22 protein-coding genes are annotated in these 22,728 nt (G+C 67.7%); 17 read left to right on the top strand and 5 right to left on the bottom strand.

Annotated features, from left to right (window positions below; all coding sequences use genetic code 11):
• The first annotated feature begins 79 nt into the window (after positions 1-79).
• Genes RCP37_RS13960 through RCP37_RS13945 form a run of 4 tightly spaced genes read left to right on the top strand, consistent with a single transcriptional unit; the run spans position 80 to position 5,275 of the window.
• A complete protein-coding gene (locus RCP37_RS13960) occupies positions 80-1,729 on the top strand; it encodes a fatty acid kinase ATP-binding subunit FakA (RefSeq protein WP_308483671.1) in 1,650 nt (549 codons plus the stop codon).
• A gap of 2 nt (positions 1,730-1,731) precedes the next feature.
• Positions 1,732-3,960, top strand: a complete 2,229-nt coding sequence (recG, locus tag RCP37_RS13955) for an ATP-dependent DNA helicase RecG (RefSeq protein ID WP_308483670.1) — start codon at positions 1,732-1,734, stop codon at positions 3,958-3,960.
• A complete protein-coding gene (locus tag RCP37_RS13950; protein ID WP_308483669.1) occupies positions 3,957-4,670 on the top strand; it encodes an HNH endonuclease family protein in 714 nt (237 codons plus the stop codon). The genes recG and RCP37_RS13950 overlap by 4 nt, the downstream gene beginning before the upstream one ends.
• 8 nt (positions 4,671-4,678) lie before the next feature.
• Complete coding sequence (locus tag RCP37_RS13945) at positions 4,679-5,275, top strand: GNAT family N-acetyltransferase (protein WP_308483668.1); 597 nt, start codon at positions 4,679-4,681, stop codon at positions 5,273-5,275.
• Between the two features lie 24 nt (positions 5,276-5,299).
• Here the strand turns inward: RCP37_RS13945 and RCP37_RS13940 are convergent, their stop codons facing one another.
• Complete coding sequence (locus tag RCP37_RS13940; protein ID WP_308483667.1) at positions 5,300-6,139, bottom strand: aldo/keto reductase; 840 nt, start codon at positions 6,137-6,139, stop codon at positions 5,300-5,302.
• Position 6,140: 1 nt separating this feature from the next.
• A complete protein-coding gene (locus tag RCP37_RS13935; protein ID WP_308483666.1) occupies positions 6,141-6,986 on the bottom strand; it encodes an aldo/keto reductase in 846 nt (281 codons plus the stop codon).
• On the opposite strand from RCP37_RS13935, the gene RCP37_RS13930 reads away from it, so the two are divergent.
• The 6 genes from RCP37_RS13930 to coaD all read left to right on the top strand — a co-directional run bounded on the left by RCP37_RS13930 (position 6,985) and on the right by coaD (position 13,964).
• Positions 6,985-8,088, top strand: a complete 1,104-nt coding sequence (locus tag RCP37_RS13930; protein WP_308483665.1) for an alpha/beta hydrolase — start codon at positions 6,985-6,987, stop codon at positions 8,086-8,088. The genes RCP37_RS13935 and RCP37_RS13930 overlap by 2 nt on opposite strands.
• A gap of 65 nt (positions 8,089-8,153) precedes the next feature.
• Positions 8,154-8,909, top strand: coding sequence for a DsbA family protein (locus RCP37_RS13925; protein WP_308483664.1), 756 nt, complete (start codon positions 8,154-8,156; stop codon positions 8,907-8,909).
• Entirely contained in the window at positions 8,906-9,517 is a 612-nt protein-coding gene (locus tag RCP37_RS13920; protein ID WP_373693020.1) for a vitamin K epoxide reductase family protein, read from the top strand. Before RCP37_RS13925 ends, RCP37_RS13920 begins: the two co-directional genes overlap by 4 nt.
• Positions 9,518-9,526: 9 nt before the next feature.
• Positions 9,527-12,910, top strand: a complete 3,384-nt coding sequence (locus tag RCP37_RS13915) for a pyruvate carboxylase (protein ID WP_308483663.1) — start codon at positions 9,527-9,529, stop codon at positions 12,908-12,910.
• Positions 12,907-13,473, top strand: coding sequence for a 16S rRNA (guanine(966)-N(2))-methyltransferase RsmD (rsmD, locus tag RCP37_RS13910; protein ID WP_308487089.1), 567 nt, complete (start codon positions 12,907-12,909; stop codon positions 13,471-13,473). Before RCP37_RS13915 ends, rsmD begins: the two co-directional genes overlap by 4 nt.
• 11 nt (positions 13,474-13,484) lie before the next feature.
• Complete coding sequence (gene coaD / locus RCP37_RS13905; RefSeq protein ID WP_308483662.1) at positions 13,485-13,964, top strand: pantetheine-phosphate adenylyltransferase; 480 nt, start codon at positions 13,485-13,487, stop codon at positions 13,962-13,964.
• A gap of 11 nt (positions 13,965-13,975) precedes the next feature.
• Here coaD and RCP37_RS13900 read toward each other — a convergent pair whose 3' ends face one another.
• Entirely contained in the window at positions 13,976-14,602 is a 627-nt protein-coding gene (locus tag RCP37_RS13900; protein ID WP_308483661.1) for a TetR/AcrR family transcriptional regulator, read from the bottom strand.
• A 111-nt stretch (positions 14,603-14,713) separates the two neighbouring features.
• On the opposite strand from RCP37_RS13900, the gene RCP37_RS13895 reads away from it, so the two are divergent.
• Genes RCP37_RS13895 through RCP37_RS13885 form a run of 3 tightly spaced genes read left to right on the top strand, consistent with a single transcriptional unit; the run spans position 14,714 to position 18,077 of the window.
• Positions 14,714-15,472 (top strand): DUF1989 domain-containing protein, encoded by a 759-nt coding sequence (locus RCP37_RS13895; protein WP_308483660.1) that lies wholly within the window; start codon positions 14,714-14,716, stop codon positions 15,470-15,472.
• A complete protein-coding gene (locus tag RCP37_RS13890; protein WP_308483659.1) occupies positions 15,469-16,095 on the top strand; it encodes an urea amidolyase associated protein UAAP2 in 627 nt (208 codons plus the stop codon). The genes RCP37_RS13895 and RCP37_RS13890 overlap by 4 nt, the downstream gene beginning before the upstream one ends.
• Positions 16,092-18,077, top strand: a complete 1,986-nt coding sequence (locus RCP37_RS13885; RefSeq protein WP_308483658.1) for a 5-oxoprolinase/urea amidolyase family protein — start codon at positions 16,092-16,094, stop codon at positions 18,075-18,077. The genes RCP37_RS13890 and RCP37_RS13885 overlap by 4 nt, the downstream gene beginning before the upstream one ends.
• Here the strand turns inward: RCP37_RS13885 and RCP37_RS13880 are convergent.
• Both RCP37_RS13880 and purU read right to left on the bottom strand, forming a co-directional pair.
• Positions 18,074-18,628, bottom strand: a complete 555-nt coding sequence (locus RCP37_RS13880; protein ID WP_308483657.1) for a DUF4334 domain-containing protein — start codon at positions 18,626-18,628, stop codon at positions 18,074-18,076. The two genes, RCP37_RS13885 and RCP37_RS13880, sit on opposite strands and share 4 nt — an antisense overlap.
• 40 nt (positions 18,629-18,668) lie before the next feature.
• Positions 18,669-19,610 (bottom strand): formyltetrahydrofolate deformylase, encoded by a 942-nt coding sequence (gene purU, locus RCP37_RS13875; RefSeq protein WP_308483656.1) that lies wholly within the window; start codon positions 19,608-19,610, stop codon positions 18,669-18,671.
• A 143-nt stretch (positions 19,611-19,753) separates the two neighbouring features.
• Between purU and sepIVA the strand changes: the two genes are divergently transcribed.
• The 4 genes from sepIVA to mutM are packed head-to-tail and all read left to right on the top strand — an operon-like array spanning position 19,754 to position 22,709.
• Positions 19,754-20,491, top strand: a complete 738-nt coding sequence (gene sepIVA, locus RCP37_RS13870; RefSeq protein WP_308483655.1) for a cell division protein SepIVA — start codon at positions 19,754-19,756, stop codon at positions 20,489-20,491.
• 39 nt (positions 20,492-20,530) lie between these two features.
• The gene (locus tag RCP37_RS13865) at positions 20,531-21,136 is read left to right on the top strand and encodes a YceD family protein (protein ID WP_308483654.1); all 606 of its coding nucleotides are present in this window, start codon (positions 20,531-20,533) and stop codon (positions 21,134-21,136) included.
• Positions 21,133-21,861 (top strand): ribonuclease III, encoded by a 729-nt coding sequence (gene rnc, locus RCP37_RS13860; protein ID WP_308483653.1) that lies wholly within the window; start codon positions 21,133-21,135, stop codon positions 21,859-21,861. The genes RCP37_RS13865 and rnc overlap by 4 nt, the downstream gene beginning before the upstream one ends.
• Before the next feature lie 2 nt (positions 21,862-21,863).
• Positions 21,864-22,709, top strand: coding sequence for a bifunctional DNA-formamidopyrimidine glycosylase/DNA-(apurinic or apyrimidinic site) lyase (gene mutM, locus RCP37_RS13855; protein WP_308483652.1), 846 nt, complete (start codon positions 21,864-21,866; stop codon positions 22,707-22,709).
• Positions 22,710-22,728 lie beyond the last annotated feature (19 nt).

The following is a 22,728-nucleotide window of genomic DNA, read 5'->3' as shown; positions in this document are numbered from 1 at the left end:
GACGGACGTGACCTGTGCTGTCGCCGGGAGTGATTAGGCTTGCGGCCACCGAAGGTGGTCGGCAGGAAGGTGGGTGGAGGTGGGCAACCCCGATCGTCGGCTGGATGCGGCGACCTTGCGGGACTGGGCACACACCGCCGTCGGTGACCTGATCACCCACACCGACGAGATCAACCAGCTCAATGTCTTCCCGGTCGCCGATTCCGACACCGGAACAAACATGCTGTTCACCATGCGTTCGGCCCTGGCCGAAGCCAACACCGAGGCCGCCTCGGGCGAGGTGCGCCGGGTCGCGGCCGCCCTCTCATCCGGGGCACTGCACGGTGCGCGCGGCAACTCCGGGGTGATCCTGTCGCAGATCCTGCGCGGCCTGGCCGATGTGACCGCAGCCGACACCGGCGTCAGCGTCATCGACTCCGCCCTGCTCGGCGCAGGTCTGCGGCACGGGGTCGAACTGGTGGTCACCTCGATGGGCGGCCGCGAGGTTCCGGGCACCATCGTGTCGGTGTTGCAGGCCGCCGCCGCGGCCGTCGAACAGTGCGCGGCCAGCGGAGCCGAGTTGGGCCCGGCGCTGGTGGCCGGCACTGACGCGGCCGCTCAGGCGCTGGAGGCGACCACCGCGCAGCTCGACGTGCTCGCCGAGGCCGGGGTGGTCGACGCGGGCGGCCGCGGCCTGCTGGTGCTGCTCGACGCGCTGCGATCGACGATCACCGGGCAGGCGCCCGTACGGGCGCCCTACCGGCCCGCGCCGTGCCCGCGGCCGCCGGAGGCCGGCACCGAGGCTCCCGCGCCGCAGTTCGAGGTCATGTACCTGCTTGGTGAGTGCGCTCCCGAAGACACCGAAGCGCTGCGTGAACGGCTGAATCAGCTCGGGGAATCTGTGGCAATCGCCACCTCGGGGGTGGTCGGCGGATATTCGGTGCACGTGCACACCGATGACGCCGGTGCCGCCGTCGAGGCGGGCCTGGCCTTCGGCCGGCCACGGCGTATCCAGATCTCGGCCCTGGCCGGTGCCGCCGGTCCGTCCCCGGGCAGCTGGGCGCGGGAGCGTGCGGTGCTGGCCGTGGTCGACGGCGACGGCGCCGAGGCGCTGTTCGACTCCGAAGGTGCGTGCGTCCTGCGGCCCGACCCGCACAGTGCCGAGCCGGTCATGATGGTCACCGCCCAGCAGCTGCTGCGGGCAGTGGTGGACACCGGCGCAGCGCAGGTGATGTTGCTGCCCAACGGCTATGTCGCCGCCGAGGAACTGGTGGCGGGCTGTACCGCGGCCATCGGCTGGGGTATCGACGTGGTGCCGGTGCCGACCGGCTCGATGGTGCAGGGGCTGTCGGCGTTGGCGGTCCACGATCCTGGCCGTCCGGTGGTCGACGACGGCTACACCATGGCCCGAGCTGCCGGCAGCACCCGGCTCGGATCGGTGCGGGTCGCCACCGAACAGGCGCTGACCTGGGCCGGTTCCTGCCGGCCCGGTGACGGCTTGGGCATCGCCGGTGATGAGGTGCTGATCGTGGCCCGCAATGTCGGCGCCGCGGCGATCGGCCTGATCGACCTGCTGCTGGCGGCCGGCGGTGAACTGGTGACGGTGTTGTTCGGGGCGGGCATCGATGGGCTAGAGGAAGATGTCATGGACGTCTTGGCCCGCCATGTGCATGACCAGCACCCGGGAACCGAACTGGCGACCTACTTCACCGGCCATCGGGGGGACGCGCTGCTGATCGGGGTCGAGTAGCGATGGTCACCTCTGCCGACCGGCTGGATTTCATCGTCGGCTCCGATGCCGCCAACAAACTCGACGAATGCTTCGGCATCCGCACCGTCGGGGACCTGCTGCGGCACTACCCGCGTAGCTATGTCGAAGGCACCGGGGTGCGCGGTGCGGAGGACAGCCGCCCCGCCGAAGGCGACCACATCACCATCGTCGACACCATTAGCTCAGCGGTGCTCAAAGACATGCAGCGGCGCAACGGAAAATACCTCGCTGTCACCGTCGGTAGCGGCCGCAACAAGGTCAGTGCGACGTTCTTCAACCCCAAAGGCCTGCGCTGGCGGTTGACCCCCGGCACCCGGGTGATGTTGTCCGGTGAGGTCAAACTGTTTCGGGGCGCGATCCAGCTCACCCATCCGGACTTCCTGGTACTCAAGGAAGCCGACGGTGCAGACCACGATCGCAACTTCGGCAGCAGTTCGCTGCGCAACATCGCCGATGCATCGCAAAAGGTCAGCGGGCAGGTCAACCAGTCGGACTTCGAGCGCAGCTGCTACCCGATCTACCCGGCGACCGCAAAACTGCAGAGCTGGGACATCTTCAACTGCGTGCGGCAGGTGCTCGACGTGCTCGATCCGGTCCCGGACCCGCTGCCGGCTGCGGTGCGCACCGAACGGGATCTGCTCGGCGAAGACGAAGCGCTGCGCGCAATCCACCTGTCGGAGAACGCCGCCGAACGGGACCGCGCCCGGGCTCGGCTGGCCGTCGACGAGGCGTTCGGTCTGCAGTGGGCGTTGGCGATGCGTCGGAACGGTGAATTGTCCGAATCCGGGCCACCGGCACCGCGCCGTGACAACGGAATGGTCGCAGAACTGTTGCGGCGGCTGCCGTTCGAGCTGACCACCGGACAACGCGAGGTGCTCGGCGTGCTCGAAGGCGAACTGGCCGCCAGCCGTCCGATGAATCGGCTGCTGCAGGGCGAGGTCGGCTCGGGTAAGACGATCGTCGCGCTGCTGGCGATGCTGCAACTGGTTGATGCCGGCTATCAGTGCGCCCTGTTGGCACCCACCGAAGTCCTTGCTGCCCAACACGCCCGATCGATCCGCGACATGCTCGGGCCGCTGGCGCTCGGCGGTCAATTGGGCGAGGCCGACAATGCCACCGCGGTGGCGCTGCTCACGGGCTCGATGTCCGCGGCTGCCAAGAAGCAGGCTCGCGCCGAGATCGCCAGCGGCCGGGCCGGCATCGTCGTGGGCACGCACGCCCTGCTGGTCGACGCTGTCGAATTCGACAACCTGGGCATGGTGGTCGTCGACGAACAACATCGATTCGGCGTCGAGCAGCGAGATCAGTTGCGCGCCAAAGCTCCCGACGGCATTACTCCGCACCTGCTGGTGATGACCGCCACCCCGATTCCACGCACGGTGGCGCTCACCGTATACGGCGATCTGGAGACCTCCACGTTGCGCGAGCTGCCCCGCGGCCGCCAGCCGATCGCGAGCTCGGTGATCTTCGTCAAGGACAAGCCGGCCTGGCTGGATCGGGCTTGGGCGCGGATCCGCGAGGAAGTGACGGCCGGACGGCAGGCCTACGTGGCGGCACCCCGCATCGACGAGACCGACGAGCCGAGCAAACCCGGTTCAGCCGATGAGGGCGGCCGAACCTCGGCCACCGCGGTGGGGCTGTTCGATCAGCTGCGAGCCGGGCCGCTGTCGGGGCTGCGGCTGGGCTTGATGCACGGGCGGCTGACCGGGGACGAGAAGGACGCGGTGATGACGGCGTTCCGCAGCGGTGGGATCGACGTGCTGGTCTGCACCACAGTCATCGAGGTCGGTGTCGACGTACCCAATGCCACCGTCATGCTGATCGCCGACGCCGACTGGTTCGGTATCAGCCAGCTGCACCAGCTTCGCGGCCGGATCGGCCGCGGCAAGCATGCCAGCCTCTGCCTGCTGGTGACCTCCAGCGGTCCGGGATCCAAGGCGGGGCAGCGCCTGAAGGCCGTCGCAGGCACCTTGGACGGATTCGCCTTGGCCGATCTGGACCTGGCCGAGCGTGGCGAGGGAGATGTGTTGGGCCGCAACCAGTCCGGCTGGCGAGGCGGCTTGAAGCTGTTGTCGCTGGCCGACCACGGCGAGGTGATCGAGGCGGCCCGCGCTTTCTGCATGCAGGCCTGGGAGTCCAACCCGGATGATCCCGGATTGGCAACGCTCGCCGCGCATTTCACCGACATCGACTACCTGGACAAATCATGACCAGTCGTAAAACCCTGCTGTGGCTGGCCGTGGCCGCGGTGCTCGCCGTCGTGGTGGCCTACCAGACGGTGTCGGCCGTGGGCCATCGCAGTCGTGCCCTGGCGGCGCAGGCCGGCATGCCCACGGTGGCGGCCGGCGCCGATGTCCTGGCCGGCATCACCGTCGTTCCGGCCCGTACGCACCGCTACGACTACCGCCGTTCGGTTTTCGGCGACGCCTGGGATGACGACAACGACGCGCCGGGCGGTCACAACGGCTGCGACACCCGCGACGACATCCTCAACCGTGATCTGGTGGACATCACGCACGTGTCGACCAAGCGCTGCCCGGATGCGGTGGCCACCGGAACCCTGCACGACCCCTACACCAACGCCGTCGTCGCCTTCACCCGCGGCGCGAAGATCGGCGAGGCGGTGCAGATCGACCACATCGTGCCGCTGGCCTACGCCTGGGACATGGGGGCGTCGGCCTGGCCGTATCGGCAACGATTGCGCTTCGCCAACGACCCGGCCAACCTGCTGGCGGTCGGCGGGCAGGGCAACCAGGACAAGGGCGATGCGGGTCCTGGACAGTGGATGCCGCCGAATAAATCGTTCGCGTGCCAATACGCCATTGCCTACATTTCGGTGCTGCGGGGCTACGCGCTGCGTCTCGACCAGCCGTCAGCCGACGTGCTGCGTGAGGCAGCGGCCACCTGCCCGACCGGATAGGGGAGCCGATGACGATCGACCACTGGCGTACCACGCCGACGCTGCCTGGCAAGCATGTGCTGTTGCGACCGACGGTGCTCGCCGATGTCGGCGGACTGGCCCACGCCTTCGACACCGAGTGCACCCGCTATTTCCTCTACGGCCAGCACTCCGAGCCGCCCACCGAAGCCTCGGTGTCCGCGGCGCTGGCGTCGGATCATCAGGTGCTGACTCAGGTCGAGGTCAGCACCGGCGAGATCGTCGGGACCACCTCGCTCTACGACATGAGCGAGGTGGACCGCCGACTGACGGTGGGCAGCACCTGGCTGGCCCAGCGGGTCCGCGGCTCGGCGGTCAACTCCGAGTCGAAACTGCTGCTGCTCGACCACTGCTTCGGCGCCCTGGGCGCGGGCCGGGTGCAGTTCAACGTCGACAACCTCAACGAGCGCTCGCAGCGCGCGGTGCAGGCCATCGGCGCCACCCGAGAGGGCGACCTGCGCAACCACGCCCGGCGCCGCGACGGATCCTGGCGCACCACCATCGTCTACTCGGTGATCGGGCAGGAGTGGCCGCAAGCGCGGGCCCGGCTGGTGGAGCGGATCAACCGCCGCGTGTCTGCGCGCTGACCCGCGTGTGCGGATCGGCCGGGATCAGATGCCGGTGTAGGTGAGCGGGTCTTCCCGCACCCGGGTGCCGTCATTGAGGCCGCCCAGGCTCTCCATGTGCTCGTCGGCCAGCTCGAAGCCGAACACGTCGAGGTTGGCCGCGATGCGCTCGGGCTGAGCGGACCGGGGGATCACCACATTGCCCAGTTGCAGGCTCCACCGGATCAGCACCTGCGCCGGGGTCTTGCCGTATTCGCCGGCGATCGCCGTCACGGTCGGGTGCTCAAGCAACCGGCCCACCGCCAGGGGGCTGTAGGCCTGCGTGATGATGCCGCGCTCGGCGTTGGCGGCACGCAACTCAGCCTGGTTGAGCAGCGGGTGCAGCTCGATCTGGTTGACCGACGGCGTCTCGAATGCCAGGTCGATCACGTCGTCGAGGTGATTCGCGGTGAAGTTGCACACCCCGATGGACCGGGCCAGGCCCAGCTCCCTGGCCTGGATCAGGCCGCCGTAGCTGTCGACGTACATACCCAGCGACGGAGCCGGCCAGTGCACCAGGTACAGGTCCACATAGTCCATTCCGAGCCGCTCCAGACTGGCCTTGCAGGCTTCGATGGCGGCGGTCAGTCCCTGGTCGGCGTTGGCCAGCTTGGTGGTGACGAACACCTCCTCGCGGGGGATCCCCGACGCGGCGACAGCTCGGCCCACCGCGGCCTCGTTGCCGTACACCTTGGCGGTGTCGATCAACCGACAGCCCAACTCGAGCGCGGTCGAGACCGCACGCTCGGTTTCGGCTTCGGACAATTCGGCCACCCCGATGCCCAGAGTCGGCATCGTGCGGTCGTCGTTGAGGGTGACCGAGGGGATCGCAGTGCCCGACGTCATTTCACCTACCTGTGTAATCGAATGTTCGCGGATCGGGTCCCAATCGGGCGCCGTCGTCGAGCGAGGATATCTCGGCCATCTCCGCCGTGCCGAGTTCGAAGTCGAAGACGTCGAAGTTGGCGACGATGCGCTCCGGGTGCACCGATTTCGGAATCACAATATTACCCAGTTGGATATGCCATCGGATCAGCACCTGCGCCGGTGTCTTTCCACAACGCCGAGCCACCTCGGTTACCACCGGATGATCGAGCAGCGAACCCCGCCCCAGTGGCGCCCAGGCTTCGGTGGCGATCCCGAGACGGGCATGCATCTCACGCAGTTCGGGCTGGCTGAAGCGCGGGTGCAACTCGACCTGGTTGACGACGGGCACGATCCCCGTTCCGTCGATGAGCATCTCGAGGTGCTCGGGCGCGAAGTTGCTCACCCCGATCGAACGGATCCGGCCCTGATCCCGCAGGTGAGCCAGCGCCCGGAAGGTCTCGACGAATTTGCCGGCCGCCGGTAGCGGCCAGTGGATCAGGTACAGGTCCAGAAAATCCAGGCCGAGGCGCTCCATGCTCACCTCGAATGCCGCCAGCGTCGAGTCATAGCCCTGGTCGGAATTCCACACCTTGGTGACCACATACACCTCGTCGCGCGGCAGCCCGGATGCCGCGACGGCCCGGCCCACCTCCCGCTCGTTGCCGTACAGGGCTGCGGTGTCGACATGGCGGTATCCGGCCGCCAGCGCGGTGCGCACCGCCTGCTCGGTCTCGGCGGGCGAAATCTTGTAAACCCCGAAACCGACGCTCGGGATGGAATTACCGTCGTTGAGCGTGACGCAGCGCAAGCTATCTTCAGCAGCCATGACACGAAGTCTGCCAGGCGGCTCCCGTTCCGGCCGGGGCGCGCGATGGACCGATCAGCTGCAGAGCACCTTGATGGCAGTCGGTATGAAGGTGACACCGATGCTGCCGATCGGGGTGCAACGGATCATGACCGGCGGTCGCGCGGTGACCATCGACGGCAAGACCTTGGACCCCACCCTGCGACTGACGCTGGCCGCACAGCGCGCGATGGGCATCAACGGCTTCGTCATCGGTGACGACGCGCTTGCCTCCCGCGCCCAATTGCGCGAGACGACCGCCGGGCTGGGCGGCAGTGATATCCATGTCGACGTTCGCGACATCGTGTTGCCCGGCCCGGCCGGTGACATCGCCGCTCGGCACTACCGCCCGGTCGGTGGTGGCGCCAAGCCGTTGCTGGTCTTCTACCACGGTGGCGGATTCGTGATCGGCAACCTGGACAGCCACGACGCGATCTGCCGGCTGACCTGCCGAGACGGCGACATCGCGGTGCTGTCGGTCGACTACCGTCTGGCGCCCGAGCACCCCGCCCCGGCCGCGCTCGACGATGCCCTGGCGGCATTCCGCTGGGCACATGAGCACGCCGCGGAACTCGGTGGGATTGCCGGGCGGGTGGCGGTCGGCGGCGACAGCGCCGGCGGCAACCTCGCCGCCGCGGTCGCACTACGGGCGCGCGACGAAGGGGGACCGGCACCGGTCCTGCAGTGGCTCATCTATCCGGTCACCGACTGCACCGCCCAGACCCGTTCGCGCACCCTCTACGGCGACGGCTTTCTGCTGACCAAGCACGACATCGACTGGTTCACCGACCAGTACGTGGGCCGCTCACAGCTAGACCCGACCGACCCGCTGGTATCGCCGCTGCTGGCCGACGACCTGTCTGGCTTGCCGCCGGCACTGGTGGCCGTCGCCGGCTTCGACCCGCTGCACGACGAAGGCGAAGCGTTCGCCGCCGCCCTGCGCGAGGCCGGGGTTGTGGTGGACCTGCGGCAGATGCCGTCGCTGACGCACGCCTTCATCAACCTGTTTCCGCTGGGGGGCGGTAGCGCGACCGCGACCAGTGAGTTGATCTCGGCGCTGCGCGCGCACCTCAGCCGCGGCTGAGGTCCGGGGCTCGCGCCGGTACGCTGAACCGCAAACCGACCACCGAACACGAGGACCAATCGACTGTGGCCAGCAAACCCAAACGCCCCGGCGCCTCCGGCTTGAAGGCCGGCGACCAGAAGCGCAACCTTGCAATGCAGATCGGCCTTGTCGCCATCGTGGTGGTCTTCGCGGTGGGACTCATCGGCTACATCGTGGTGTCCAACGGTCACAAGAAGGGCGCCGGCGCCGGCGAGGCGATCCGGGTCACCTCGAGCAAGCTGGTCACCAAGGACGGGACCGACGAGCCCAAGGCCGTGCTGACGTTCTACGAAGACTTCCTCTGCCCGGCCTGCGGCAACCTTGAGCGGGCGTTCGGCCCGACCGTGTCCCGGCTGATCGACAGCGGGGCGATTGCCGCCGACTACCACATGGTCGCGATCCTGGACCGGCCGCAGAACGATGACTACTCCTCGCGCGCCGGAGCTGCGGCCTACTGCGTCGCCGACGAGAACAACGACGCCTTCCGCCGGTTCCACACCGCGCTATACACCGAGCAGCTGCAGCCCTCGGAGATCGGCACGGAGTTCCCCGACAACAAGCGCCTGATCGAGCTGGCCCGCCAAGCCGGCGCCGCAGGCGGTGTTCCGGCGTGCATCAACAGCGGCAAGTACCTCAAGATGGTCGGCGGTATGGCTGCCGCCGGGGGCATTCACGCCACGCCCACGCTGCGGATCAATGGCGAGGACTACCGCCCCTCGACTCCGGAGGCCCTGGTCTCCAAGATCCGCGAGATCGTCGGCGACGTCCCGGGCATGGCTGTGCCGGCCCAGCAGTCGTGACCATCACGGCTCCGGCGGTCGAATCGCCCGCCCAGGTAGTGCCGGTCGCGCCGGCCCGAGCCTGGGCGGTGCTGATCGGCGGAGTCATCGGGTTGGCTGCCTCGGTCACGCTGACCGTCGAGAAGATCAAGCTGCTCACGGACTCCGGCTACGTGCCGTCGTGCAACCTCAACCCCGTACTGTCCTGCGGATCGGTGATGGTCACCCCGCAGGCTTCCGTGCTGGGGTTCCCCAACCCGCTGATGGGGATCATCGCCTTCAGCGTGGTGGTCGTCACCGGGGTATTGGCCGTCGCGAAAGTTCCATTGCCGCAGTGGTATTGGACTGGGTTGACGCTGGGTACGCTGGTCGGCGCCGGGTTCGTGCACTGGCTGATCTTCCAGAGCCTGTACCGGATCGGCGCGCTGTGCCCGTATTGCATGGTGGTGTGGGCGGTCACGCTGTGCCTGCTGGTGATATTCGCAGCCCTAGCATCTGAGCAGGGTGGTATACGCAAAAATTTGCAGCATTTGCACCGCTGGCGTTGGACCATCGCTGCGTTATGGTTTATCGCGTTATTCCTGTTGATATTTATTCGGTTTCAGGATTACTGGATAACGCTGCTGTAGGGGTGGATTGTGATCTCCAAAGTGCTGGTTGCCAACCGCGGAGAGATCGCTGTCCGCGCGTTCCGGGCCGCCGTCGAACTCGGGGTCGGCACAGTGGCGGTCTACCCGTATGAGGACCGCAACTCGCTGCACCGGCTCAAGGCCGACGAGTCCTACCAGATCGGCGAAGAAGGCCATCCGGTACGCGCGTACCTGTCAGTCGACGAGATCGTCGGCACCGCGCTACGTTGCGGAGCTGACGCCATGTACCCCGGCTACGGTTTCCTTTCGGAAAATCCCCGACTGGCGCAGGCCTGTGCGGATGCGGGCATCACCTTCGTCGGTCCCAGCGCGGCAGTGCTGGCGCTGGCCGGCAACAAGTCTCGCGCGGTAGCCGCCGCGCGGGAGGCGGGACTGCCCGTGCTGGCGTCGTCGGCGCCCTCGTCCTCGGTCGAGGAACTGCTCGCCGCCGCCCAAGACATGACGTTCCCGCTGTTCGTCAAGGCGGTCGCCGGTGGCGGTGGGCGCGGGATGCGCCGGGTCGCCGACATCGACGCGCTGGCAGACGCGGTCGAAGCGGCCAGTCGAGAAGCGGATTCGGCGTTCGGCGATCCGCACGTCTACCTCGAGCAGGCGGTACTCAACCCGCGCCACATCGAGGTGCAGATCCTGGCCGACAACCACGGCAACGTGATCCACCTCTACGAGCGTGACTGCAGCGTGCAGCGCCGGCATCAGAAAGTCGTCGAATTGGCGCCGGCGCCCAATCTCGATCCGGCTCTGCGCGAGAAGATCTGCACGGATGCCGTGGCATTCGCGCGCCATATCGGCTACACCTGCGCGGGAACCGTGGAGTTCTTGGTCGACGAGCGCGGCCACCATGTGTTCATCGAGATGAACCCGCGCATCCAGGTGGAGCACACCGTCACCGAAGAGATCACCGACGTCGATCTGGTGTCATCCCAACTGCGGATCGCCGCCGGTGAGTCGCTGGCGGACCTGGGCCTCTCGCAGGAATCGATCACCCTGCATGGGGCGGCGCTGCAATGCCGGATCACCACCGAAGACCCGGCCAACGGATTCCGGCCCGACACCGGACGTATCAGCGCCTACCGCAGCCCGGGCGGGGCGGGCATCCGGCTGGATGGCGGCACCAACCTCGGTGCGGAGATCAGCGCGCACTTCGATTCGATGCTGGTCAAGTTGACCTGTCGCGGTAAGGATTTCCCCACCGCGGTGAAGCGGGCGCGCCGGGCGATCGCGGAATTCCGGATCCGTGGGGTCGCCACCAACATCCCGTTCCTGCAAGCCGTACTCGATGACCCGGACTTCTCCGCCGGGCGCATCACCACCTCGTTCATCGACGAGCGCCCACAGCTGCTGACCGCGCGTTCCTCGGCCGACCGCGGCACCAAGATCTTGAACTACCTGGCGGATATCACCGTCAACAGCCCGCACGGCACCCGGCCGTCGGCGGTGTACCCGCGGGACAAGCTGCCCGAGCTGGATCTGTCGGTGCCGCCGCCGGCGGGTTCCAAACAACGGCTGGTCGAGCTGGGACCAGAGGGGTTCGCCCGCTGGCTGCGGGAGTCGCGTGCGGTCGGGGTCACCGACACCACGTTCCGGGACGCCCACCAGTCGCTGTTGGCCACCCGGGTGCGCACCAGTGGGTTGGTCAAGGTGGCGCCGTACGTGGCCCACACCATGTCGCAACTGCTGTCGGTCGAGTGCTGGGGCGGCGCGACATACGATGTGGCGCTGCGGTTTTTGAAGGAAGACCCTTGGGAGCGGCTGGCCGCGCTGCGCGAGGCGCTGCCCAACATCTGTCTGCAGATGCTGCTGCGCGGGCGCAACACGGTCGGGTATACCCCATATCCGGAGTTGGTGACCTCTGCGTTCGTCCAGGAGGCGACCGAGACCGGTATCGACATCTTCCGGATCTTCGACGCGCTCAACAACGTCGACTCGATGCTTCCGGCCATTGACGCAGTGCGTGAAACCGGCAGTGCGGTAGCCGAAGTCGCCATGTGTTACACCGGCGATCTGAGCAGTCCGGGTGAAACGCTCTACACCCTGGACTATTACCTGCGGCTCGCCGAGCAGATCGTGAACGCCGGCGCCCACGTGCTGGCGATCAAGGACATGGCCGGCCTGTTGCGCCCCTCCGCGGCAACCACATTGGTGAGCGCGTTGCGCAATCGCTTCGATCTGCCCATCCACGTACACACCCACGATACCGCGGGTGGTCAGCTGGCCAGCTACGTTGCCGCCTGGCAGGCCGGGGCGGACGCCGTCGACGGCGCCGCGGCGCCCCTGGCGGGCACCACCAGCCAACCGGCACTGAGTTCGATCATCGCCGCGGCGGCCCAGACCGACTACGACACCGGGATCTCGCTGGACGCGGTGGGCGACCTGGAGCCTTACTGGGAAGCGCTGCGAAAGGTATACGCGCCGTTCGAGTCCGGGCTGGCCGCACCGACCGGGCGGGTATACCGCCACGAGATTCCCGGTGGCCAGCTGTCCAACCTGCACCAGCAGGCCAAGGCACTGGGGCTGGCGGACCGGTTCGAGGACGTCGAGAACAACTACGCCGCCGCGGATGCCGTACTCGGTCGGCTGATCAAGGTGACCCCGAGCTCGAAGGTGGTCGGCGATCTGGCGCTGGCCCTGGTCGGTGCCGGCGTGAGCGCCGACGAGTTCGCCGCCGACCCGTCCCGAGTCGATATCCCGGACTCGGTGATCGGCTTCCTGCGCGGCGAGCTGGGCGACCCGGCCGGTGGCTGGCCGGAGCCGTTGCGGACCAAGGCCCTGGAGGGTCGCGGCCCAGCACGGGAGATGCAGCAGCTCTCGGCCGATGACGAGGCGGTGTTGGCAAAGTCTGGCCCGCAACGCCAGGCCCGCCTCAACCGCCTGCTGTTCCCCGGCCCCACAAAGGAATTCGAGTCGCATCGGGAACTCTACGGCGACATCTCGCGATTGTCGGCCAACCAGTTCTTCTATGGGCTGCGTCAAGGCGAGGAGCACCGGGTCAAGCTGGAGCGTGGGGTGGAGCTGCTGATCGGGCTCGAGGCCATCTCCGAGCCGGACGAACGCGGCATGCGGACCGTCATGTGCATCATCAACGGTCAACTGCGACCGGTCGAGGTCCGTGACCGTAGCATCGCCAGCGAAGTGCCGATTGCCGAAAAGGCCGACCGCACCAAGCCGGGCCATGTCGCGGCCCCGTTTGCCGGTGTGGTCACCATCGGGGTGGCCGAGGGGGAGAAGGTCAGCGCCGGACAGACCGTGGCCACCATCGAGGCGATGAAGATGGAGGCGGCCATCACCGCACCGGCCGACGGCACCGTCGCGCGGATCGCCGTTGCCGAGACCGCACAGGTCGAAGGCGGAGACCTGCTGGTGGTGCTGAGCTGACTCGCATCGTCGGGGGCGCAGCCGGTGGGCGACGCCTCGCCGTGCCGCCGCGCGGCACCCGGCCAACCACAGATCGGGTGCGCGAGGCGCTGTTCAATGTGCTCGATTCCCGGATGGACCTGACCGGAATGTCGGTGTTGGACCTCTACGCGGGGTCGGGGGCGCTCGGTTTGGAGGCGCTGTCTCGCGGCGCCGCATCGGCACTGTTCGTCGAATCGGACCGCCGCGCCGCCGAGGTACTGGCCGCCAATATTGCCGCACTGGGGCTGGCCGGTGCCGTGCTGCGCCGCGGCACGGTGGCCGCGGTTCTGGCCGGGGGTACCGAGACACCGGTGGACCTGGTGCTGGCCGATCCGCCCTACGAGGTCGATGCGGCCGCGATCGACGCGTTGCCGGGGTTGTTGACCGCCGGCGGTTGGGCGGGCCCGGGCACCGTCGTGGTGATTGAACGGGCCACCTCCAGCCCCGCGGTGGCCTGGCCGCAGGGCTGGGAAGCCTGGCCCTCGCGCCGTTACGGCGACACCCGCCTGGAGCTGGCCGAGCTGTCCGCACCTGACGTGTAGCGTCAGCGCACATGAGTGGCGCGGTATGCCCCGGTTCCTTCGACCCGGTGACGTTGGGACATGTCGACATCCTGGAGCGCGCGGCCGCCCAGTTCGACGAGGTGGTGGCCGCCGTTCTGGTCAATCCGTCTAAAAAGGGCATGTTCACCCTGGACGAGCGACTCGAGATGATCGCCGAAGCCACCGCGCATCTGCCCAATGTGCGCGCGGAGTCGGGTCAGGGCTTGGTGGTCGACTTCGTCCGGGAGCGGGGGCTGACCGCGATCGTCAAGGGTCTGCGCACCGGCACCGACTTCGAGTACGAGCTGCAGATGGCCCAGATGAACAAGCACATCGCGGGTGTCGACACGTTTTTCGTGGCGACCGCACCGCGGTATTCGTTCGTGTCGTCGTCGCTGGCAAAGGAAGTGGCATCGATGGGCGGTGATGTCTCCGACCTGTTGCCCGAACCGGTGAACCGCAGGTTGGCCGCCAAGCTGGCCGCGCGCTGAACCGACGCCGCCTACTGAGGCTGCCGCCCCAAGCGGTGGTCGGTCGAGGCGCGCATCGCGGTGAAACCCCTGGTGCAGCCCAACATCCGTAACGCCGCTTCGGCAATGGTCCACGGATGATCCGGCGGGCAGGAGCCGTCGTCGGAGCGGCGGTTGATCACCGCCTCCACCAACCGGAACGCCAGGTCGTCGGCATCCGCGGGACCGTCATACTCGGCGATCACCGCGCGCGACAGCTCTTGGTAGTGGCTGCGTAACTCGCCGCGGCGCTGTCGAAAGGCGGCGAAGCGCTCGAGGCGAAGCTCCGGGAGCAGATACAACGTGCCCAGATTCCAGGCACCGCCGCACAGTTGCGCGGTATCGGCGACGACGAGCGCGTGTAACCGGGGAGCGCTGGGCCCTGTTTCGGCCAGGAGCTCGGCGGCCAGCTGCACGGAGTTCTCGACGGTGTCGGCCAGTAGGGCGTCGAGGATGTCGTCCTTGGCGGCGAAGTGGTGATACAGCGAGGCCTGGCGAATCCCGACGCTCTCGGCGATGCGCCGGGTCGAGGTGGCGGCGTAGCCGACGGTGGTGAACAGCTCCGCCGCGGCATCGAGGATCTCATCGCGCGCGCTACGCCCGGGCCTGCTGGAAGCCACCAGCCGGGGACGTCCTCGTCGATCGGTCTGCACGCCTTACTGCCTATCACGCGCGCAGGCCCGGCGCACTAAAAACTATCAGTTGATAGAAAATGTGCTAGCTTCCTGGTCATGGACAACCCACGCACCGATTCCACCGACGGCGCCCGCCTCCACGCGCGCGCTCAGGCGCAGGACGCGTCGATGCGCATCCCGGCGGCCCCGGACGGCGTCGACACGGCGACGATGATCTGGGCCGAGTCGATCCCGGCGAGCGGTTACGCCACCAAGGTGCTGGCCCGCGGCAGCCGGATACGGCTGGTCGATACCGAGGGCGGCGCGTGCGCGAATCTGTTGCTGTTCCGCGCCGAAGCGCCCTGGGAACGGCTCAATGTCGCCGACACCATGAAGGTCCCGTGGCAGGCCTACCTCGGTGTCGGCCATCCGCTGTTGTCCGATCAGGGCCGCGTGCTGGCCACCGTCGTCGCCGACTCCTCGGGGCACCACGACATGCTCTGCGGCCCGGACGCCACTGGCCGGCAACTGCTGCTGTTGGGCGCGATCAAGCACGGCATGGGAATTCGAGATGTGGCACCGTCGGTGTCGCTGTTCCGCGGTGTTCGCGTCGATCCGGTCAGCGGGGCACTGGAATTCACCGGATCCGCGGGACCCGGCGCAGCGATCGACCTGCTGATCCACCTTCCGGTTGTGCTGGTGGTCGCCAATGCCGCGCACCCGCTGGATCCCGACCCGCCTGCAACGGCATTGGACGTAGTTGCCTGGCGGGCTGGCGAGCAGTTGGCCGACCTGGTCAACCAAGATCCGGAATACCTACGCGCGGTGCAGAACACCGAGGCGGCCTGGGCCGCTGGAACGGGGGAGTGCTCATGACCAGCCCATCTCAGGCCTCGCAGCTCATCTCCGATCCGGTGGTGGCGGCCCGGGCGCCCTGGTCGGCAGTGGTGCGCGCCGGAGATCTGCTGCAGATCATCGATCTGCACGGAAACCAGGCGGTGGACTGCCTGCTCTACGACGCCGCCGACCACACCCGCCGGTACAGCGCCCAGGCCACCGTCGCCGCCGCGCGCAACATCTTCTTGAGCACCGGCTCGGTGCTGCGCAGCGCCGACGGCACCGCCCTGATGACCGTCGTCGCCGACGACGTCGGCAACCACGACACCATCGCCGGAGCCTGCTCGCAGGAATCCAACACCCTGCGCTACGGGCACCACACCGCCCACCAGCACGCCTGCGTGGAGAATTTCCTCGCCGAGGGGGCCCGGTGGGGCCTGGGTAAACGCGACATCGTCTCCAACATCAACTGGTTCATGAACGTCCCCGTCGAAGCCGACGGCACGCTGGGCATCGTCGACGGTCTCTCGGCCCCGGGCAAGAGCCTGACGCTGCGTGCGGAGACCGACACCCTGGTGCTGGTGTCGAACTGCCCGCAGATCAACAACCCGTGCAACGGCTTTGCCCCGACACCGGTGCGGATGGTGATCAGCCGAACATGATCGGCATCGAGGTGGTCTCCCCGGGCATGTTCACCACGGTGCAGGACTGGCCCGGGCGCGTCGGCTACTGGCATGTCGGGGTGCCGCCGTCCGGTCCGATGGACGACCTGTCGTTTCGAATCGGCAACCAGGTCCTGGGCAATCCCGAAGGTGCGGCCGGCTTGGAATGCACCAAGGCGGGTCCCGCCCTGCGCTTTTCGAGCCCCGCCTGGGTATGCGTCACCGGTGCCGCGGTACCGGTCAGCCTCGACGGTGTCGCAGTTCCGCAATGGCAGTCGGTGCGGATACCCGCCGGTGGACTGCTCGAGGTCGGCACCATTGCAGGTCCTGGAATGCGCTGCTACGTGCTGATCGAGGGAGGCATCGCCGCGCCGGAATTCCTGGGCAGTGCAGCAACCTTCACCCAAGGTGTGTTCGGCGGACATCACGGACGGGCACTGCGCGAATCGGATCGCCTCAGCGCCGTCGGCCGCGACGGCGCCCCACCGACCCTCACCCGCGCCCCCAGTCAGATCCAGCCCAGCATCGGGCGGCACTGGGAGCTCGCGGTGACCGAAGGGCCGCATGCGGCGCCGGAGTTCATGACCCGCGCCGACATGACCACCCTGACCACCACCGACTACACCGTGCACTTCAACTCCGACCGCACCGGCGTGCGGCTCGTCGGGCCGAAACCACGATGGGCCCGCCCCGACGGCGGCGATGCCGGCCTACACCCGTCCAACATTCACGACACCGCGTACAGCATCGGTGCACTGGACTTCACCGGTGACACCCCGATCCTGCTCGGTCCCGACGGGCCCAGCCTGGGCGGATTCGTCTGCCCGGTGACGGTGGTACGCGGCGACCGATGGAAACTGGGCCAGCTCTCGCCCGGCGACACCGTGCGGCTGGTACCGATCCGCGCCGACTACGCCCCACCGACGGCAGCGTTGAGCGTGCAACGTCGCGCAGCCTTGCCCGTCGTGGTCTCTCGCGCAGGCGACGGCGACGACGGAGTGTTGCAGCGCTACACCGGCCGCGACGGGACGGCCGTTACCCTACGGCGCTCCGGTGACAGCGGAGTTCTGCTCGAATACGGGCCGATGACACTGGATTTGGCGTTGCGGGCGCGGGTACAGGTGCTCTATGACCAACTCCGTGAACGGGGGCTGCCCGGCCTGACCGAACTGACCCCCGGGGTGCGATCACTGCAGATCCAGTTCGACCCCGAGCAGTTCTCGTGCGCCGAGGTGATCGACGAAGTGGCCGCCATCGACGATGCGCTGCCGCCCTGCGATGAACTGGTGGTGCCGAGCCGCTCGGTGCGGCTACCGCTCAGTTGGGACGACCCCGGCACCCACGAGGCCATTCGCCGCTACATGTACGGCGTTCGGCCCGACGCGCCGTGGTGCCCATCCAATATCGAGTTCATCCGGCGCATCAACGGGCTCGATGACATCGCGCAGGTGTACGACATCGTGTTCGACGCCCAGTACCTGGTGCTGGGCCTGGGCGACATCTACCTCGGCGCGCCGGTGGCCACCCCGCTGGACCCCAGACACCGGCTGGTGACCACCAAATACAACCCGGCCCGCACCTGGACCCCGGAGAACGCCGTCGGGATCGGTGGCGCCTACCTGTGCATCTACGGCATCGAGGGACCCGGCGGCTACCAGTTCGTCGGACGCACCACCCAGGTGTGGAACCACCGGCACGCCACCGTGGGCCTGTTCGATCCCGAAACCCCGTGGCTGCTGCGCTACTTCGACCGCATCAGCTTCTATCCGGTCGGAGCCGAGGAGCTCCTGGAACTGCGTGCCGACATGGCGGCCGGGCGTGGCCGGGTGGAGATCACCGACGGTGAATTCTCACTGCCGGCCTACCAGCGATTCCTGGCCGACCACGCCGAAAGCATCGCAGGATTCCGCGACCAACAGGTCGCCGCGTTCACCGCGGAGCGCAATGCGTGGCACGACGCCGGCGAAATCGCCCGTGGTTAGGCCAATTTGAGCGAATCGTCGCGGCACAACACGAAGAAGTAAGGTCGGGACGAGCCCCGCAGGTCCATCGCGCCGATCACGGCGTCATCGGAGAGCCGGCGGAAGACATCGTTGACCGGCGCCTGGTCATAGACCATCGTGGCGCTGTCGACTCCGCGGTATCTGGTGGTGCGCAGCCGGGCCCGGGGCGAACGGGTCCGCAGTAGTGGCTGCAACGCGTTGATCTGCCCGAGGAATGAGCGGTTCTTCAGCGCAGGCACCTTCGTGGCGAGTCCCAGAACACTGAACGCCAGCACCGGGTTGAACGCCCACAGCGCGGCCCCGTCACGGGTGGGGAACAGCAGCGGATGAACCGTCTCGGCATCGACGAACTGCTTGCCCCACCAGCCGGTGGCCGCCAACAGTCCATCCAGCGGGTGGCCGGTCGGCAGCTCGAACCCATGCCAGGTCCCGACCATGAAATCGGGATCGACCGCCTCGGCGGCGTCGAAGATCTCACAGGCCTGCGCGGTGGACGTCGGCACGTTCGAAAACAAGTCCTGGACAGCCATGGGCAACACCGTACTTGACAGATGTCAACTGCGGAGCCGCTTAGAGCACCACCGTCTCGTTGCCCACCCGGATCACCCGGTCCTGGCAGTGCCACTGAACCGCCCGCGACAGCACCGCCCGCTCCACGTCGGCGCCCAGTCGCACCAGATCGGTGACGCTGTGGGTGTGGTCCACTCGCACCACGTCCTGCTCGATGATCGGACCCTCGTCGAGCACCTCGGTGACGTAGTGCGCCGTGGCGCCGATCAGTTTCACGCCGCGTTCCCGCGCTCGCTGATAGGGCGCCGCGCCGATGAACGCCGGCAGGAAGGAATGGTGGATGTTGATCAGCGGAACGCCCACCGCCTCGATGAAGTCACCGGTGATGATCTGCATGTAGCGGGCCAGTACCACCAGATCCACGTTGCCGCAGAGCAACTGCAGCTGCCGCTGCTCAGCCTCGGCACGAATGTCGCGGGTGGCGGGAATGTGGAAGAACGGCACCCCGAACGGGCGTACCTGCTCTGCGAGGTCCGGGTGGTTGGAGATCACCATCGCCACGTTCATCTCCAGCTCGCCGCGGCGGTTGCGCCACAACAGGTCCAACAGGCAATGGTCGGTTTTGGACGCCAGGATCGCCACCCGCTTGGGCTTGGCGGCCTCGGTGAACCGGTAGTCCATCGAGAACCGCTGGGCCACCGTGGCGCCGAAGCGCTCCTGGAGCCCGTCCAGGGCCGCCGGCAAACCGGGCAGGTGAAAGATCGCCCGCTGCACAAAAGTCCCGTCTTCGGGAGCAGTCGAGTGCTGATCCAGCGAGATGATGTTCGCGCCGGCCTCGGCCAGAAAGGCGCTGACCGCGGCGATGATCCCGTGGCTGTCCCGGCAGCTCAACAGCAGTCGCCCGATATCGGTGCTCGCCTGGGCGCCGGACTGTTGCGGATAGGCCTGTGGGGCCTGCCCTGGTGTCGCGGTGCCCCCGTGGCCCCCAGAACCGTTCGTCATGGCCGCCCTTCGCCGATCTCCGACTTCAACGGGTCAGGCTACCGGGGGAGTAGACGAGAATCCGACACACCGGGCGACTAACACAGTCACACGCGTAACACAGGGCACACTAGTAACAACAACTATGCCTGGAGGGTGCTGCCGTGTACCGAGTGTTCGAAGCCCTTGACGAACTGGGCTCCATTGTTGAAGAGGCCCGGGGCGTGCCGATGACGGCAGGCTGCGTGGTACCCCGCGGTGACGTCCTGGAACTGATCGACGACATCCGCGACGCCATCCCCGGTGAGCTGGACGACGCCCAAGACGTCCTTGACGCCCGCGATTCGGTCCTCAACGAGGCCAAGGAGCACGCCGGATCGATGGTCAGCTCGGCCACCGCCGAAGCCGACTCGCTGGTCGCCCATGCGCGCGCGGAGGCCGACCGGTTGCTGGCCGACGCCAAGGGGCAGGCTGACCGGATGGTGGCCGAGGCCCGCGGACACAGCGAGCGGATGCTCGGCGAAGCACGCGAGGAAGCGGCCCGGCTCAGCGCCACCGCCAAACGCGAGTTCGAGACCGCCACCAGCCGCGCCCAGGCGGAATGCGACCGCTTGGTCGAGAACGGCAACGCCGCCTACGAGAAGGCTGTCCAGGAAGGCATCAAGGAACAGCAGCGCCTGGTTTCGCAGAACGAGGTGGTGACCTCGGCGCGCGCCGAATCCACCCGGCTGATCGATTCGGCACACGCCGAGTCCGACCGGATGCGCGGCGAATGCGACATCTACGTCGACGCCAAGCTGGCCGAATTCGAGGACTTCCTCAACGGCACGCTGCGTTCGATCAACCGCGGTCGTCACCAACTGCGTACCGCCGCGGGCACTCACGACTACGCGACTCGCTGACCCGGGAACGCCGAGTTACGCGCTGCGTAGAATCGCGGCATGGCGAGGCACCCCGGCGCAGGTATGAAGGCAGCACGGCGACAGTTGCCTGCGCCGTTCGTGGTCAATGTCTCCCGATTGGGACGGCGCCCCGGTGCGTTGATGCCGCTGCAGGAGCAGCGGATCAGCCCGACCCGCATCGGGCTGGATCTGGTGGCGATTCCTGCGGATGGCGCAGTCGATCTGGATCTGCGGGTGGAGTCGGTCTCCGAGGGTGTTCTGGTCAGTGGCGTGGTCTCCGCGCGCACCGCGGGCGAATGCGCGCGTTGCCTGCAACCGCTGACCGGCAATGTCGAGGTCGAGCTGACTGAGTTGTTCGCCTACCCCGACAGCACCACCGACGCCACCACCGACGAGGACGAGATGGGCCGTGTCGTCGATGACGCGGTCGATCTCGAACAGGCCATCGTTGACGCGGTCGGCCTGGCACTGCCGTTGTCCCCGTTGTGCGACCCGGACTGCCCCGGACTGTGCCCGGACTGTGGCGTGGTGCTGGCGACCGCAGAACCCGGCCACCACCACGACAAGATCGATCCGCGCTGGGCGAAATTGGCGGGAATGCTGGAACCCGAAGACGCCGGGCCGAGCGACGACGGTGAGCGGTGAGCCGTCCCCGGCAAGCCGTGCTGGATGCCCTCGGCGTGGATCTCGCCGACGACCTGCTCACGTTGGCAGTCACGCATCGCAGTTACGCCTATGAGCACGGCGGTCTGCCCACCAATGAGCGACTGGAGTTCCTGGGCGATGCCGTGCTCGGGCTGACCATTACCGACGAGTTGTTCCATCGCCACCCGGACAGGCCCGAGGGAGACCTGGCCAAACTGCGCTCCAGCGTGGTCAACACCACGGCCTTGGCCGATGTGGCGCGGGGCCTGACCGAGGACGGCCTGGGGGCCCACCTGCTGCTCGGCCGGGGCGAGGAAAACACCGGCGGCGCCGACAAATCCAGCATCTTGGCCGACGGGATGGAGTCCCTGCTGGGAGCGGTTTACCTCCAGCACGGAATCGACACTGCCCGGGAGGTGATCTTGCGCCTGTTCGGTCCGCTGCTCGACACCGCGGCCACGCTGGGTGCCGGCTTGGACTGGAAGACCAGCCTGCAGGAACTGACGGCCGCCCGCGGTCTGGGTGTGCCGTCCTATCAGGTCACCTCTACCGGACCCGACCATGACCGCGAGTTCACCGCGACCGCCGTTGTATCGGACACCGCGTACGGCACCGGCGTTGGCCGGACCAAGAAAGAGGCCGAGCAGAAGGCCGCGGCCGCGGCCTGGCAGGCGCTGGACGCCCCAGACGCACCGGGTGCGGTGAACGACGCACCGCAGGCCTGAGAATGCCCGAACTTCCCGAGGTCGAGGTGGTTCGGCGTGGCCTGAACGAGCACCTGGTTGGACGCACGATCACCGGGGTGCGGGTGCATCATCCGCGGGCGGTACGCCGCCACGACGCCGGTCCCGCCGATCTGACCGCCCGGCTGTTGGGCTCCCGAATCACCGGCACCGACCGGCGGGGCAAGTACCTGTGGCTGCTGCTGAGCGGGGCCGCGGCCGATGAGGCACTGGTGGTGCACCTGGGCATGAGCGGTCAGATGCTGCTGGGGGAGCTACCCGACACCAGGCACCTGCGGATCGCCGCCATGCTCGACGACGGGACGAAGGTCAGCTTCGTCGACCAGCGGACGTTCGGCGGGTGGCAGCTCACTGACCTGGTCGCCGTGGACGGCAGCGTGCTGCCGGTGCCGGTCGCCCACCTCGCCCGCGACCCCCTGGACCCGCGCTTTGACGCCGAATCGGTGATCGAAGTGTTGCGCCGCAAGCACTCCGAGATCAAACGCCAACTTCTCGACCAGACGGTGGTGTCGGGTATCGGCAACATCTACGCCGACGAAGCGCTGTGGCGGGCCGGGATTCGCGGTACCCGAACGGCCGACCGGCTGTCGCGGCCGCGGCTGCGGGCACTGCTGGCTGCCGCAGCAGAGGTGATGAACGACGCGCTGGCCGCCGGGGGCACCTCGTTCGACTCGCTCTACGTCAACGTCAACGGTGAATCCGGCTACTTCAGCCGGTCACTGGACGCCTACGGCCGTGAAGACGAGCCGTGCCGGCGGTGCGGGACGCCGATCCGCCGGGCGAAGTTCATGAACCGCTCGTCGTACTACTGCCCGAACTGCCAACGCTGACGCGGGAATTGGGTCGGGG

The organism is Mycolicibacter sp. MU0102 (assembly GCF_963378105.1).
Taxonomy (GTDB): domain Bacteria; phylum Actinomycetota; class Actinomycetes; order Mycobacteriales; family Mycobacteriaceae; genus Mycobacterium; species Mycobacterium holstebronense.
This window is presented reverse-complemented; position numbering and strand designations above follow the sequence as displayed.

What these genes read in the sequence shown, in the direction of transcription:
- recG (WP_308483670.1), top strand. Translation starts at nt 1,732, where the DNA reads ATGGTCACCTCTGCCGACCGGCTGGATTTCATCGTCGGCTCCGATGCC.
- RCP37_RS13950 (WP_308483669.1), top strand. Translation starts at nt 3,957, where the DNA reads ATGACCAGTCGTAAAACCCTGCTGTGGCTGGCCGTGGCCGCGGTGCTC.
- RCP37_RS13945 (WP_308483668.1), top strand. Translation starts at nt 4,679, where the DNA reads ATGACGATCGACCACTGGCGTACCACGCCGACGCTGCCTGGCAAGCAT.
- RCP37_RS13940 (WP_308483667.1), bottom strand. Translation starts at nt 6,139, where the DNA reads ATGACGTCGGGCACTGCGATCCCCTCGGTCACCCTCAACGACGACCGC.
- RCP37_RS13930 (WP_308483665.1), top strand. Translation starts at nt 6,985, where the DNA reads ATGACACGAAGTCTGCCAGGCGGCTCCCGTTCCGGCCGGGGCGCGCGA.
- RCP37_RS13935 (WP_308483666.1), bottom strand. Translation starts at nt 6,986, where the DNA reads ATGGCTGCTGAAGATAGCTTGCGCTGCGTCACGCTCAACGACGGTAAT.
- coaD (WP_308483662.1), top strand. Translation starts at nt 13,485, where the DNA reads ATGAGTGGCGCGGTATGCCCCGGTTCCTTCGACCCGGTGACGTTGGGA.
- RCP37_RS13895 (WP_308483660.1), top strand. Translation starts at nt 14,714, where the DNA reads ATGGACAACCCACGCACCGATTCCACCGACGGCGCCCGCCTCCACGCG.
- RCP37_RS13890 (WP_308483659.1), top strand. Translation starts at nt 15,469, where the DNA reads ATGACCAGCCCATCTCAGGCCTCGCAGCTCATCTCCGATCCGGTGGTG.
- RCP37_RS13885 (WP_308483658.1), top strand. Translation starts at nt 16,092, where the DNA reads ATGATCGGCATCGAGGTGGTCTCCCCGGGCATGTTCACCACGGTGCAG.
- RCP37_RS13880 (WP_308483657.1), bottom strand. Translation starts at nt 18,628, where the DNA reads ATGGCTGTCCAGGACTTGTTTTCGAACGTGCCGACGTCCACCGCGCAG.
- purU (WP_308483656.1), bottom strand. Translation starts at nt 19,610, where the DNA reads ATGACGAACGGTTCTGGGGGCCACGGGGGCACCGCGACACCAGGGCAG.
- RCP37_RS13865 (WP_308483654.1), top strand. Translation starts at nt 20,531, where the DNA reads ATGGCGAGGCACCCCGGCGCAGGTATGAAGGCAGCACGGCGACAGTTG.
- mutM (WP_308483652.1), top strand. Translation starts at nt 21,864, where the DNA reads ATGCCCGAACTTCCCGAGGTCGAGGTGGTTCGGCGTGGCCTGAACGAG.